The following is a 14,491-nucleotide window of genomic DNA, read 5'->3' on the forward strand; positions in this document are numbered from 1 at the left end:
GCCGTTCCGATGACCCACACGCTGCGCTACGCCGCGCGGACGGATCGCGGGCTGCTGCGCGCCAACAACCAGGACTCGGTGTTCGCCGGCAACCGGCTCCTGGTGGTCGCGGACGGGATGGGCGGCCACGTCGCGGGTGACACGGCGTCGCGGCTGGCCGTCGCCGCGTTCGCGCCGCTGGACCGGTACGAGCCGAACGGCCGCGACCTGCTGACCCCGTTGGAGCACGCGACCGAGGACGGCAACGAGGCCATCGCCGGCATGGTCACCGAGGACCCGCAGCTCGACGGGATGGGCACCACCGTCACCGCGCTGATGTTCGACGGGCCGCGTCTGGGCATCGCCCATGTCGGCGACTCCCGCGCCTATCTGTGGCGTGGCGGCGTGCTGTCACAGATCACCCACGACGACACCTTCGTCCAGTCGCTCATCGACGAAGGACGCATCACCGAGGCCGAAGCCGCCCAGCACCCGCAGCGGTCACTGCTGCTGCGGGCGCTCAACGGCGGCAGCGACGTGGAGCCGACCCTGACGATGCGCGAGGCGCGGGTCGGCGACCGGTACCTGATCTGCTCCGACGGCCTGTCCGGCGTCGTCTCGGCCGAGGCCATCGCCGACACCCTGGCCAGTTACGAGACCGCCGAGGCCGCCGACCGGCTCATCGAGCTGGCGCTGCGCGGCGGCGGGCCCGACAACGTCACGGTGATCGTCGCCGACGTGGTGGACATCGGCCAGACCCCGCCGCTGGAGAACGAGCCGGACACCCCGATGGACGCCGACGCCACGGGCCCGCTCTCGGACCTGCGGTTCACCAAGCGGATGCCCCGGGTGGCGCTGCCCCGCGAGCCCGACGTGGCCACGCTGGCCGCCGAGCGCGCCGCGGCGGAGGCCGCCCAGCGCAGCTACACCGAGCCCATCACCAGCCCGAACCGGCTGGGCGGTGACCGCTTCGACGACGACCTCGACGGGCTCGACGACGACGACGATCTCGACGACGACGACCTCGACGATCTGGACGACGACGCCGACGACCACCGCGGCGCCGCCCGGTCGCGCGCCGTGCGCAGGCCCAGCCGCACGCGCCGGTGGGTGCGCCGGGTCGGGTTGGCCGTCGCGATCGCCGCGCTGCTCGTGATCGGCGGTGTCCTCGGCGTCAACTGGGTCGGCACGCAGTACTACGTGGGCGACAACAACGGCTCCGTCGCGGTCTTCCGCGGCGTGGACGGATCCATCCTCGGCATCGACCTGTCGTCGGCGCAGGAAGGCTCGTGCTGGGGTCCGACGCCCGGTTGCGTCCCGCTGCACACGACCGACCTGGTGCCGGCCGCCCGCGACCAGGTGATCGCGGGCATCCCGGCCAGCGACCTACAGAACGCCCGCGAGATCCTGCTCCGCCTCGACGGCCAGAAGCTCCCGCTGTGCTCGACCTTCAGCCCGACCCCCACCCCGGGGCCTCCGGGCACCGGAACCTCGACCCCGGGCGTCCCGCCAACGACCACCGACCCGTCGGCGGCGACGACCGCGGGGATCGGTCCCACCGACGGCACCGACCCGTCGGCGGCGACGACCGCGGGGATCGGTCCCACCGACGGCACCGCGACCGCCGTCCCGCCGTCCACCCAGCCCGCCACCGGCACCTCGGTGTCGGCGACCACGCTGTCGGCGCAGACGCCGCAGCCCGACATCAACTGCCGGATCGGATGATGACCACCCGCGACAGCACCGGCGCCCGCATCCGCGTTCCCGTGGACGGCCCGCACACCAGTCACCGACCGCCCAGCGGCCGGGCCGCCGAGCTCGGCCTGCTCGTCCTGGTCGCGGTCATCGTCACCAGTGCGCTCACCCTGGTGGAGCTGAACCAGAACCGCGCCGTGTCGTGGGACCTGGCCTGGTACGGCGGCGCGTTCCTGACCGTCTTCGCCATCGCGCACTTCATCGTCCGGGTGCTGGCGCCGTTCGCCGATCCGCTGCTGCTGCCCGTGGTGGCGCTGCTCAACGGCCTCGGCCTGGTGATGATCCACCGGCTGGACCTGGCGGCCGCGGTCCGGGCGACGCTGCGCGGCAACGACACCCCCCGCCCGGAGGCGATCGCGCAGCTGGTGTGGACCGGGGTCGGGCTGGTGTTCTTCCTCGTCGTGCTGATGGTGATCAAGCACCACTCGGCGCTGCGGCAGTACGCGTACACGCTGGCGTTCGTCGGGCTGGTCTTCCTGGCCACCCCCGCGGTGCTGGGCCTGATCTCGCCCAGCCTGGCGCCGACCATCAACGGCGCCAACATCTGGCTGCGCATCCCGGGCGTGCTGTCGATCCAGCCCGCCGAGTTCACCAAGATCGCCCTGATCGTCTTCGCGGCGTCCTACCTAGCGAGCAAGCGGACGGTGCTGTCCACGGCCGGCAAGAAGTTCCTCGGGCTGGTGCTGCCGCGGGCCCGTGACCTCGGACCGCTCATGATCGCCGTCGTGGTGGCCCTCGGCGTGCTGTTCTACGGCAAGGACCTGGGCACCGCGCTGCTGCTGTTCGGCGTGTTCCTGGCGATGATCTACTTCGCGACCGGACGCGCGTCCTGGCTGGTCATCGGTCTGCTCGCGTTCGCCGGCGGCGCCTACGTCGCGTACCTGAACTTCGGCCACGTCCAGCAGCGGGTCGACATCTGGCTGGACCCGTTCGCCGATCCCTTCAACGACGGCTACCAACTGGTCCAGTCGCTGCTGTCGCTGGGTACCGGCGGCATCTTCGGCACCGGGCTCGGCGCCGGCCGTCCCGACTTCGTGCCGTTCGCCTCGACGGACTTCATCACCGCCGCCATCGGCGAGGAGCTGGGTCTGGTGGGGCTGGCCGCGGTGCTGCTCTGCTATCTGATCCTGGCCAGCCGCGGCATGCGGATCGGGATGGCCGTCCGCGACGACTTCGGCAAGCTGCTGGCCGCCGGTCTCGGCTTCTCGCTCGCCTTCCAGGTCTTCGTCGTCGTCGGCGGCGTCACCGCGCTCATCCCGCTCACCGGCCTGACCAGCCCGTTCCTGTCCTACGGAGGGTCCAGCCTGCTGGCCAACTACATCTCGATCGCCCTGCTGCTGCGCATCTCCGACGCGTCCCGGCGGCCCCGCCCGAAGCCGAAGCCGGCCGCGCCGTTGAGCGACGCGATGACCCAGGCCGTCCCGATCAGCGCCCTGCGCGGAACCCGCGAGGACGCCGCCACCGGCCCGAAGACCCCGCCGGACGGCACCGGGTGAATCGCAACATCCGCCGCGGCGCCACCGCGGTCATCGTGCTGGTGGTGGCCCTGCTGGCCAACATCACCTACATCCAGGTCGCGAAGTCCTCGAGCTACCGCAACGACCCCAACAACAAGCGGATCCTCTACGAGGAGGCCAGCCGGCAGCGCGGCCAGATCACCGCCGCCGGCGGGGTGGTGCTCGCCCAGTCCGTGGAGGCCGACGACTCCTACCGCTACCAGCGGGTGTACCCGACGAATCCGGCCGCCTACGCGAGCCTGACCGGCTACTACTCGCTCAGCTACGGCCCGACCCGGATGGAGGCCGCCCAGGACGACCTGCTCTCCGGCGACTCCGCCGACCTGTTGGTCGACCGGCTCGGCGACTTCCTCACCGGCCGCGACCCGCGCGGCGGCAACGTCGAGCTGACGGTCAGTCCGCGGGTGCAGGAGGCCGCCTACCAGGCGCTCGTCGACGCCCAGGTGGTCGGCACGGTGGTGGCGCTGCGGCCGTCGACCGGCGAGGTGCTGGCGATGGCGTCCACGCCCAGCTTCGACCCGAACCTGATGGCGACGCACAACGACGGCGCCCAGCGCGAGGAGTACAACACGCTGTACAGCCCCGACGACCCGGCCGCGCCGAGCCCGGTGGACAACCGGGCGCTGGACGACACGCTGCCGCCGGGGTCGACATTCAAGCTGGTGGTGGCGGCCGCCGCGCTGTCCCAGGGAGCCGCGTACAACCCGCAGACGCCGTTGACCAGCGCCGGGGCCATCACGCTGCCCGGGACGGACGGCGTCCAGCTGCGCAACTTCAACCGGGCCGAGTGTGCCGGCAGCTCCTCGGACGTGACGATGACCGTCGCGCTGGCCCACTCGTGCAACACCGCCTTCGCCGACCTGGGCATGCAGCTCGGTGGGGACGCCATCCGGCGGCAGGCGGCCGCGTTCGGCATCGACGAGGACCGGTTCGACGTCGGTCTCGCCGACGGCTCGACGAGCACCGGCGGGCTGATCGCGCAGGGCTCCCGTCTCGGTGAGATGGCCGACCAGGCCGCGGTCGCGCAGTCCTCGATCGGCCAGCGCGACGTCGCGCTGACGCCGCTGCAGACGGCGATGATCGCCGCCACCATCGCCAACAAGGGGGTCCGGATGGATCCGTACCTGATCGCCCGCACGACCGCGCCGGACCTGTCGGAGCTGTCCACGGCGGTGCCGACGGTGGCCGACGAGAACGCCGTCAGCCCGCAGGTGGCGGCCGATCTGACCGCGATGATGCAGGAGTCGGAGCAGGTGACGCTGGCCAACGCCGGCGGCACCCCGATCCAGGGCGTGAACATCGCGTCCAAGACCGGCACCGCCGAGCACGGGGTGAACCCCGGCGACACCAAGGCCAACCCGCCGTACGTGTCGTACTCGGCGTTCGCGCCCGCGGAGAACCCGCAGGTGGCGGTGGTGGTGTTCATCGAGAGCGGCGCGAACGTCGGTGCCGACGCCACCGGCGGGGTGGTCGCCGCCCCGATCGGCCGGTCGGTCATCGCGGCCGCCCTGCAGGGGTCGTAGATGGCCCTGCACCCAGGTCTGGTCCTGAGCAACCGCTACCGGCTCACCCGGCGCATCGCCGTGGGTGGGATGGGTGAGGTGTGGGCCGCCACCGACCGGACCCTCGGCCGCGACATCGCGGTGAAGATCCTGAAGTCGGAGCTCACGTCGGACCCGGAGTTCGTCGGCCGGTTCCGCACCGAGGCCCAGATCACCGCCTCGCTGAACAACCCGGGTATCGCGGCGGTCTACGACTACGGCGAGACCGCCTCGCATCCGGACGGCCCGCAGGACACGGCGTTCCTGGTGATGGAGCTGGTCGGTGGTGAGCCGCTGTCGGCGGTGCTGGCCCGCAGCCCGCGGCTACCGCTGGACCGGGTGCTGGACGTGCTGGAGCAGAGCGGCCGGGCGCTGCAGGAGGCGCACGCCCGGGGGCTCGTGCACCGCGACATCAAGCCGGGCAACATCCTCATCACCCCGACCGGGCAGGTGAAGATCACCGACTTCGGCATCGCCAAGGTCGCCTCCCAGGTGCCCGTCACGAAGGGCGGCCTGGTCATGGGCACCGCCCAGTACCTGTCCCCCGAGCAGGCCGCCGGCGACGACGCCCGTCCCGCGTCGGACGTGTACGCCCTGGGCATCGTCGGTTACGAGTGCCTGGCCGGGTTCCGGCCCTTCGTCGGGGACAACCCGGTGATCGTGGCGATGGCCCAGATCCGCAACGAGCCGCCGCCGTTACCGCCGGACGTTCCGCCCGCCGTGGTGGAGCTGATCCGGCACGCGCTGCTGAAGAACCCCGCGCAGCGCTACCCCGACGGCGGTGCGTTCGCCCAGGCGGTCGCCGCCGTGCGCGCCGGGTACGCGCCGCCGCCGACCGGTAGCTTCGCGCTGCCCGGTGCGGCCGCGCTGCCGCCCACCCAGGTGTTCGCCGCGCCCCCACGGACCCGGACCGCGGTGGCGGCCGCCCCGCCCCGCCCGGTCACCTCCGCGGTGCCGGCGGCGCGGCCCGCGACACGGCCGCGGCCGAAGCGGCACACCGGGCTGTCGGTGCTGATCGCGCTGCTGATCCTGCTGCTCGCGGGCGCGGTCGGCACGGCCCTGTACTTCCAGACGTCGTCCCTCACCGGGACGGCGAGTTCCGGGGTGTTGCTCACACCCCGGACATCCCCGCTCGACGCTTTGAGAGAATCGATGATCGTGTTGAAGAGTGAAGGTTGGTCATGACCGCTGTCGTCCCACCGCTCGGTGAGCGCTACCAGATCGGCGAGACCCTCGGTTTCGGCGGGATGAGCGAGGTCCACCGCGGGCGCGACCTGCGGCTGGGCCGGGACGTCGCCGTCAAGGTGCTCCGGGCCGACCTCGCCCGCGACCCGTCGTTCCAGGCGCGGTTCCGCCGGGAGGCGCAGAACGCGGCGAGCCTGAACCACCCCGCGATCGTCGCGGTCTACGACACCGGCGAGACCGTGGGCGAGAACGGCCCCGTCCCGTACATCGTCATGGAGTACGTCAACGGCCAGACGCTGCGCGACATCCTGCGCCGCGAGGGTGCGCTGCCGGCCCGCCGGGCGATGGAGATCATGGCCGACGTGTGCGCGGCGCTGGACTTCTCGCACCGCCACGGCATCGTGCACCGCGACGTCAAGCCGGCCAACATCATGCTGACCAAGGCCGGCGCGGTGAAGGTCATGGACTTCGGCATCGCCCGGGCGATGAGCGACGGCGGCGCCACCCAGACCGCCACCGCGGCGGTCATCGGCACCGCCCAGTACCTGTCACCCGAGCAGGCCCGCGGCGAGACCGTCGACGCCCGCTCGGACGTCTACGCCACCGGCTGCGTGCTGTACGAGCTGCTCACCGGGACCCCGCCGTTCGTCGGCGACTCCCCGGTGGCGATCGCCTACCAGCACGTGCGCGAGGACCCGAAGCCGCCCAGCGAGGTCAACCCGCAGGTGCCCGCCGAGCTCGACGCCATCGTGCTCAAGGCGCTGAACAAGAACCCGCTGAACCGCTACCAGACCGCCGCCGAGATGCGCAGCGACATGGTCCGGGCGCTGTCCGGTCAGGCCGTGCACGCGACCCCGGTGATGAGCGACGACGAGCGCACCGAGTTGATGCGGGCCACCCCGGCCCGGACCTCGGCGGCGTCGATGCTGGCGCCGCCGTCCCGCGTCGCGCCCCTCCCGATCGACGACGCGGACGACGAGGCCTCCCGACGGAAGCGGTTCTGGGGGTTCGTCGGGGTCGGCGCGCTGTGCCTGGCCGTGTTGGGCGCCGCCATCTGGATGGCGATCTCGCTGACCTCGCGGCCGCCGCAGGCCAAGGAGGTCCCGGTGCCGGCCCTGACCGGGATGACCCAGGCCGAGGCGGTCGAGGCCGCCCGCGACGCCGGTTTCGAGATCGACCCGCAGGTCACCTTCGTCGAGGTCGCCGAGGACCAGGTCGGCAAGGTGCAGGACCAGAACCCCAGCGGCCGCACCGTCCGGCCGACGACCGACAAGATCCGGCTGACCGTGGGCGCACCGCAGTCGCTGGTGAAGGTGCCCAACCTGCGCGGCATGACACAGGACGTCGCGACCGCAGCGCTCGCGAAGAACAACCTCGTGGCGGTCTTCGTCGAAGCCGATTCGGCGGCGACCGAGAAGGGCCTCGTCGTCGAGCAGGACAAGACGGCCGACAGCGACGTGCAGCCGGGTAGCACCGTGACCGTCACCATCGGAAAGGGTGTCCCCACGTCCGAGGTGCCGGCCAAGGAAGCCGTGGTCGGCCGGCCGTTCGATGCGGTCAAGGCCGAGCTCGAGGCGTCCGGGTTCGTGGTCTACCAGCAGCAGCAGGGGTCGTCGAAGCCGCTCAACGAGGTCCTGGACATGACCGGCGTGAATCCCGGCGAAGCCGCCCAGAAGGGCACCCTGGTCACGCTGGTCACCTCGGACAACTCGCTGTTCCGGGTGCCGAGCGTGACGCAGCAGTCGGAGAAGAGCGCCAACGCGGCCCTCATCGCCGCCGGCTGGGCCGAGGGCAACACCGTCCAGGTGAGCTACATCGACACCAACAACCCGGGCCAGTGGGGTGTGGTCATCAAGCAGGATCCGGGCGCCGACACCGACTACAACAAGAACGGCGTCATCAAGGTCAACATCGGCCAGCCGGGCAAGGTGACGATGCCCGACCTGCGCGGGAAGACGCAGGCCGAGGCCCAGTCCGCGGTGCAGGGCGCCGGGTTCGCCGGCAGCTTCGTGGCCAACCCGGTGACGGTGACCGACCCGGCGCAGGTCGGCCGGGTTCAGGGCCAGTCACCGCAGGCCAGCAGCGTGGTCGCGGCGAACTCCCGGGTGACGGTGCAGATCGGCGCGGCCGCCCCGCCGCCCGCCGCGACCACCCCGCCCGAGACGCCGCCGTCCGCCGCGCCGACCGGCTGAGCACCACCCGACCGGCAGTCCACCTCGGAGCCACCGCCTTCGTTCCGCCGCTGTCCGGACCCGTCCGGACGGGGCCGGACGGGTGAGTCCACCCCGGCGTATCCCCCGTCGGGAACTCTGAGCGGTGGCTCAGCCACCGCTCATCGATCCCACACGTTGCGGGCGCATCGTTGACCCCATGAGCAACGAGCCCACCGGCACTCCCGAATCGCAGCCCCGCCCCGCCGACGCGGTGGCCGGCTCGCAGTACCCCACGCCCACCGACGGGACGCCGGAGCCGCGTCCGGAGGACGGGCGCAACGCCTGGTTCTTCGGTGACCGCAACGCCCACGGCACCGACGGCCACCCCGGCGCGGGCCGTACGTCCGACGGCCGCCCCGTCGACGGGGACGTGCCGGAGCTCGACGAGAACGACCCGCTGATCCGCCGCCAGGGCGACGCGGACCGCGGCTGGGACCGGCCCGCGCCGGAGGGGCCGACCGCCACCCACCCGGCGGTCGTGCCCACCCCGATCCCGCACCAGACGGGCGGCTACCCTGCCACCCCGATGCCGCAGACCGGCGGCCATTACCCGCCCCGGCCGATGCCGCAGCAGCAGCCGTCGGGTTACCAGCCGGCGTCGTACGCGGGCGGCTGGAGCCAGCAGGGCGCCGGTTGGCACGGCGGCCAGCAGCACTTCGGTCAGCACGGCCCGCAGACCGTGACGGCCGCCCCGCCCGCCGCGGACGGGCCGCGCAAGCGCCGCTCGGGTGTCCTGGTGGCCGGCGCGCTCGTGCTGGCGCTGGGCGCCGGCCTCGGCGGTGGCTACCTCGGTGCCGACCTCCGGCAGAACGCCAACGGCGGCGCCATCACCGCGTCCTCAATCTCGCACGCCCTCACACAGACGAGTGCGCCGGCCACCGCCGCCCCCGCCGGCAGCGTGGAGTCGGTCGCGGCCGCGGTACTGCCCAGCGTGGTGTCGGTGGTCGCCACCTCGTCCGGCTCCGGCGGCGAGGGTTCCGGCGTGATCCTCACCAGCGACGGCTACATCCTCACCAACAACCACGTCGTCGAGGGCGCCACGTCCCTGTCGGTCCGCTTCAACGACGGCACCACCGCGACCGCGGAGCTCGTCGGCGCCGACACCACCGGTGACATCGCGGTGATCAAGGTCGACGGGGTCAGCGGCCTGACCGCCGCGTCGCTGGGCGACTCCGACGCCGTCACCGTCGGCCAGCCGGTGGTGGCCATCGGCAGTCCCCTCGGCCTGTCGGCCACGGTGACCAGCGGCATCGTCTCGGCGCTGAACCGCCCCGTGCGCACCACCTCCGCCGACAGCCAGCCGCAGCAGCAGGACCCGTTCGGTCAGCAGCAGCAGCAGAGCACCGCCGCGTCGGCGGGCACCGTGCTCAACGCGGTGCAGACCGACGCCGCCATCAACCCCGGCAACTCCGGCGGCGCCCTGGTCAACATGCAGGGCCAGATCATCGGCATCAACTCCGCGATCGCGTCCCTGTCGTCGGGTTCCGGCGAGTCCGGTTCGATCGGCGTCGGCTTCGCCATCCCGATCGACACCGCCTCGCGGATCGCCCAGGAGATCATCAACACCGGCAAGGCCACGCACGCGATCCTCGGTGCCACGGTCGGTGACGCCGGCGACGGTTCCATCCCGACCGGCGCGGAGATCAAGGAGCTCACCGCCGGCGGGCCGGCGGAGGCCGCCGGGCTGAAGGTCGGTGACGTCGTCACCAAGATCGGCGACAACCTGATCGAGTCGTCGGACGCCCTGGTCGCCACCATCCGCTCGGCGGCGCCGAACAGCCAGGTCGAGGTGACCGTGCTCCGCGGCTCGTCCACCGAGACCGTGACCGTCACGCTCGGTTCCGCCGGCAACTGACCTCGGCGGCCACGGACGTCACGTCCGGGGCCGGAGGTCCTCCGACGCTCCCCCAGAGAGGCGCCCGGGTCCACGACCCGGGCGTCTCTCGCCGTCCGGCGCCCGTACCGCACCGGACCCGGTGACCACTTCGTGACCAGGATGGGCCAGTATCGACGCGGTGACGACGAGCCCGATCCGACCACGCGGAACCGCCGGTGGACCCGTGCCCGAGCAGCCCGCCGGTGCCTCCCCGACGCCGCCGGGCGGCGCCGGTGCCCGGGATCCTGAGGACGTCTTCTACTACCCGAACGGTCCGGTCGATCCCGAGCGGGCGGCCGCGGACGCCCGGCACCCGCTGTCCGCCGAGCACGCCCGCCTGGCCGAGTCCCCCGGGGCGTCCGGGCCCTGGCGGATGTGGGGCCCGTACGTCTCCGGCCGTCAGTGGGGCACCGTCCGCGAGGACTACTCCGCCGACGGCAACGCATGGGACTACTTCCCGTTCGACCACGCCAACGCCCGGGCGTACCGCTGGGGCGAGGACGGGCTGGGCGGGATCAGCGACCGGTTCGGCTTCCTCAACTTCGGGGTCGCGCTGTGGAACGGCAGGGACCCGATCCTCAAGGAGCGGCTCTTCGGCCTGACCAACGGCGAGGGCAACCACGGCGAGGACGTCAAGGAGTACTGGTGGGCCATCGACGGCACCCCGACCCACAGCTGGATGGAGTGGCTCTACCGCTATCCGCAGGCCGAGTACCCGTATCAGCAGCTGCGTGAGGAGAACGCCGCCCGTGGCCGCGACCAGCGGGAGTACGAGCTCGGCGACACCGGCATCCTCGACGGCAACCGCTTCTTCGACGTCACCATGAGCTACGCCAAGGCCGACGCCGACGACGTGTGCATCCGGATCACCGTCACTAACCACGGTCCGGACGCCGCTCCCATCGACGTGCTGCCGACCGCGTGGCTGCGCAACACCTGGGCGTGGGGCCGGGACGGCCGGCAGGGCACGATGCACCAGATCCTGCCGCCGACGCTGTCCGTCGGCGGGCTGGAGGCCATCGAGATCTCCCAGGGCTTCCTGGGCCGCTACGTGCTGTCCGCCGCCGGGTCCCCCGACGTACTGTTCTGCAACAACGAGACCAACGCGGTGAAGCTGTTCGACGCCCCGTCCAATCCGTCGAAGTACACCAAGGACGGCATCAACAACCGCGTCGTCCACGGCGACCTGAAGGCGGTCAACCCCGCCCTGGAGGGCACCAAGGCGGCGTTCTGGTACCACTTCGACGCGGTCCCGGCCGGCGGCTCGGTGTCGATGGAGCTGCGGCTGTCCCGGGACGCACCGGGTGACGCCACCTTCGGCGCGGGCTTCGACGCCGTGTTCGACGACCGCCGGTCCGAGGCCGACGACTTCTACTCCCACGTCATCCACCCGGAGCTCTCCGACGCCGACCGGCACATCGCCCGCCGCGCCTACGCCGGGCTGCTGTGGGGCAAGCAGCTCTACCGCTACGACGTCAACGCCTGGATGGAGGGCGACCCGAACAGCCCGCCGGTCGCCGACTACCGCAAGTACGTGCGCAACGAGCACTGGCGGCAGATGGCGCTGGCCGACGTCATCTCGATGCCCGACGAGTGGGAGTACCCCTGGTTCGCCGCCTGGGACCTGGCCTTCCACGTCATCCCGCTGGCCCATGTCGATCCGGCGTTCGCCAAGGAACAGCTCGTATTGATGTGCCGCGAGTGGGCGATGCACCCGAACGGCCAGCTGCCCGCCTACGAGTGGGAGTTCGGAGACGTGAACCCGCCGGTGCACGCCTGGGCGGCCTGGCACGTCTACCGGATCGACGGCTACCGCGACCGCGAGTTCCTGGTCCGGGTGTTCACCAAGCTGCTGCTGAACTTCTCCTGGTGGGTCAACCGCAAGGACTCGACCGGCTCGAACGTCTTCGAGGGCGGCTTCCTCGGGATGGACAACATCGGCCTGTTCAACCGCTCGGCGCCGCTGCCGCCGGGCTACCGCCTGGAGCAGTCGGACGCGACCAGCTGGATGGCGTTCTACTGCCAGCAGATGTTCAAGATCGCGCTCGAGCTGTCCCGGCACGACAGCGCGTGGGACGACGTCGCGACGAAGTTCCTCGAACACTTCCTGTCCATCGCGCAGGCCATGCGCGAGTTCGGGTCGCGGGGCATCTCGCTGTGGCAGGAGGAGGACGGCTTCTTCTACGACGTGCTGGTCCATCCGGACGGGCAGGCGCCGCACATGCGGGTGCCGTCGATGGTCGGCCTGCTGCCCATCCTCGGGGCCACCGAGGTGCCGCAGTGGATCGCCGAGGAGTGTCCCGACGTCACCGCCCGGCTGCGCTGGCTGCAGCGCCGGCGGCCGGAGATGATGGGGCCGCTGCTGTCCCGGTCGGGACCCGGCGGACGGCGGATGCTGCTGTCGCTGGTGGACCCGGACCGGCTGAAGCGGATCCTGGAGCGGATGTTCGACACCGAGCAGTTCCTGTCGCCGTTCGGCATCCGCTCGCTGTCGGCGGCGGTGAAGCAGGTCATCACCGCCGAGATCGGCGGCCAGCAGGTGTCGATCGAGTACGAACCCGGCGAGTCCCGCAGCGGCATGTTCGGCGGCAACTCCAACTGGCGGGGGCCGATCTGGTTCCCGGTGAACGTGCTGCTGGCCGACAAGCTGCGCACTTACGGACGGCACTTCGGCGATTCGTTCACCATCGAGATCCCGAAGGGGTCGGGCAACTTCAAGACCCTGGTGCAGGCCGCGGACCTCATCGACAGCGGGCTCATCTCACTGTTCCGGCCGGTCGACGGCAAGCGCCCCGCCGACGGCGACCGCATCGAGTCCAGCGACGACCCGTTGTGGTCGCAGCACCCGTCGTTCTGCGAGTACTTCGACGGTGACACCGGCGAGGGGCTCGGAGCGACCCACCAGACGGGCTGGACCGCGCTGGTGGCGCACCTGCTCAACCCGCGGCTGCCCCCGGATCCGCGCTCGCACGGCTGGGGCTGAGCCCACCGCCGGGAGACGGCGGGCCACCCGACCCCCGGGAGCCGAGCCGAGCCGGCACCCGCCGCCGGTCAGAGCTCGAGCGTGAACCCCAGGTGTGAGGCGGTGAAGCCGAGCCGCTCGTAGAACACGTGCGCCCGCTCCCGCCGCCGGTTCGATGTCAGCTGCACCCGCGCGCAGCCCCGGTCCCGCGCGGTCGTGACGATCGAGCTGATCAGCGCCCGGCCGATGCCCCGCCCGCGGAGGTCGTCCACCGTCCGGACGCCCCGATCTGGCAGATCAGCCCGCCGTCGTGGGACAGCCCACGGAGGTGGTTCACGGTCGCCGTGCACACCAGCCGACCGTCGAGCTCACCGACGACCAGGTCGGCGGCGGGATCGGCGAGGATCTCGGCGAGCGCGGCCCGCTGCCGGTCGGTCACCTCCGTGGGTTCGGCCACCGACCGCATGCGGTCCTGCGCCAACAGGCCCAGCACGGCGACGAGGTCATGGGGTTCCGCCGACCGGAGCAGCAGGCTCACACCACGTCCTGCGCCACGACCACGAACACCCGGGGGAACGGCAGCACGGTGCCGTAGGGCTGCCGCGGGTAGGCCTCCCGCAGCACCGACCGGTACTCCTCGACGAACTGGGGGCGCAGTTCGTCGGGGAGCGCCTGCAGGACGGGTCGCGCCCCGGTGCCGCTCATCCAGCCGAACACGGCGTCCTCGCCGGCGAGCACGTGCAGGTACGTCGTCTCCCAGGCGTCGACGGTCCACCCGGGGCCGGCCAGCAGGTCGAGGTAGGTCGCCGCGGTCACCCCGCGGGACAGCGCCGCCCCCTCGGCGTAGCGGGCGTACGGGTCCGCGGCGGCGAGTTCGCGCAGCAGCACGTGGCTCGGTCCGCGGAAGTTGTTCGGCACCTGGAAGGCGAGCACCCCGCCCGGGGTCAGGTGCTCGCGCAGCCGCGGGACGATCTCGAGCTGCGCCGGCACCCACTGGAAGGCGGCGTTGGAGATGATCAGGTCGACCGGCTCGTCCGGGAACCACTCCCCGATCGCACCCTCGACGTAACGGGCACCCGGGTCGGTGTTCTCCGCGGTCGCCGTCGCGATCATCTCCGGTGACGAGTCGACCCCGACGATCTCCGCCGCGGGCCACCGTGACCGCATCAGTGCGGTGAGGTGCCCGGGGCCGCAGCCGAGGTCGACGATCGTGCGGCGCTCGCCCGGCACCCGGGCCAGCAGGTCCACGAACGGCCGGCTGCGCTCGTCGGCGAACTGCAGGTAGGTCTGCGGACTCCACTGCGGCATGGGCATCTCCTCCGGTGAATGCGCACGACGCTAGGCGATCGCACCGGTCCCGCGACGCCGGCTCCTGCTCAATAGTGGCGCGCTCCCGGTGCCCGTTGCTCATGTGAGCAAAACCGCCAACATTTGTGCCGGAGCCCGGCTCGCCGCCCTAGCGT

10 protein-coding genes are annotated in these 14,491 nt (G+C 72.0%); 7 read left to right on the forward strand and 3 right to left on the reverse strand.

The genetic code is table 11. The annotated features are described in order from the left end of the window. Positions 1–9 precede the first annotated feature (9 nt). From DB033_RS21710 to DB033_RS18330, 7 genes are all read left to right on the forward strand, one after another. Entirely contained in the window at positions 10–1,704 is a 1,695-nt protein-coding gene (locus tag DB033_RS21710; protein ID WP_205843981.1) for a PP2C family protein-serine/threonine phosphatase, read from the forward strand. Continuing rightward, complete coding sequence (locus DB033_RS18305) at positions 1,701–3,230, forward strand: FtsW/RodA/SpoVE family cell cycle protein (RefSeq protein ID WP_420814073.1); 1,530 nt, start codon at positions 1,701–1,703, stop codon at positions 3,228–3,230. Before DB033_RS21710 ends, DB033_RS18305 begins: the two co-directional genes overlap by 4 nt. Continuing rightward, positions 3,227–4,774, forward strand: coding sequence for a penicillin-binding transpeptidase domain-containing protein (locus DB033_RS18310; RefSeq protein WP_111768270.1), 1,548 nt, complete (start codon positions 3,227–3,229; stop codon positions 4,772–4,774). Before DB033_RS18305 ends, DB033_RS18310 begins: the two co-directional genes overlap by 4 nt. Then, positions 4,775–5,977 (forward strand): protein kinase domain-containing protein, encoded by a 1,203-nt coding sequence (locus DB033_RS18315; protein WP_111768271.1) that lies wholly within the window; start codon positions 4,775–4,777, stop codon positions 5,975–5,977. It begins immediately after the preceding gene. Beyond that, the gene (gene pknB, locus DB033_RS18320; protein WP_111768272.1) at positions 5,974–8,169 is read left to right on the forward strand and encodes a Stk1 family PASTA domain-containing Ser/Thr kinase; all 2,196 of its coding nucleotides are present in this window, start codon (positions 5,974–5,976) and stop codon (positions 8,167–8,169) included. Before DB033_RS18315 ends, pknB begins: the two co-directional genes overlap by 4 nt. A 178-nt stretch (positions 8,170–8,347) precedes the next feature. After that, a complete protein-coding gene (locus tag DB033_RS18325; RefSeq protein WP_111768273.1) occupies positions 8,348–10,045 on the forward strand; it encodes a S1C family serine protease in 1,698 nt (565 codons plus the stop codon). 394 nt (positions 10,046–10,439) lie between these two features. Beyond that, positions 10,440–13,049 carry an MGH1-like glycoside hydrolase domain-containing protein gene (locus DB033_RS18330; RefSeq protein WP_420814091.1) on the forward strand — a complete coding sequence of 870 codons (2,610 nt, stop codon included), beginning with the start codon at positions 10,440–10,442 and terminating at the stop codon, positions 13,047–13,049. A 68-nt stretch (positions 13,050–13,117) separates the two neighbouring features. On the opposite strand, the gene DB033_RS18335 is transcribed toward DB033_RS18330, so the two are convergent. From DB033_RS18335 to DB033_RS18340, 3 genes are read right to left on the reverse strand one after another with little or no spacing between them, the layout of a single operon-like run. Next, positions 13,118–13,378, reverse strand: coding sequence for a GNAT family N-acetyltransferase (locus tag DB033_RS18335; protein ID WP_111768274.1), 261 nt, complete (start codon positions 13,376–13,378; stop codon positions 13,118–13,120). Beyond that, positions 13,261–13,566, reverse strand: coding sequence for a hypothetical protein (locus tag DB033_RS20825; RefSeq protein ID WP_157970788.1), 306 nt, complete (start codon positions 13,564–13,566; stop codon positions 13,261–13,263). The genes DB033_RS18335 and DB033_RS20825 overlap by 118 nt, the downstream gene beginning before the upstream one ends. Continuing rightward, positions 13,563–14,336 carry a methyltransferase domain-containing protein gene (locus DB033_RS18340; RefSeq protein WP_111768275.1) on the reverse strand — a complete coding sequence of 258 codons (774 nt, stop codon included), beginning with the start codon at positions 14,334–14,336 and terminating at the stop codon, positions 13,563–13,565. The genes DB033_RS20825 and DB033_RS18340 overlap by 4 nt, the downstream gene beginning before the upstream one ends. Positions 14,337–14,491: the final 155 nt, after the last annotated feature.

It is taken from the genome of Nakamurella deserti, assembly GCF_003260015.1.
GTDB classification, from domain to species: Bacteria; Actinomycetota; Actinomycetes; order Mycobacteriales; family Nakamurellaceae; genus Nakamurella; species Nakamurella deserti.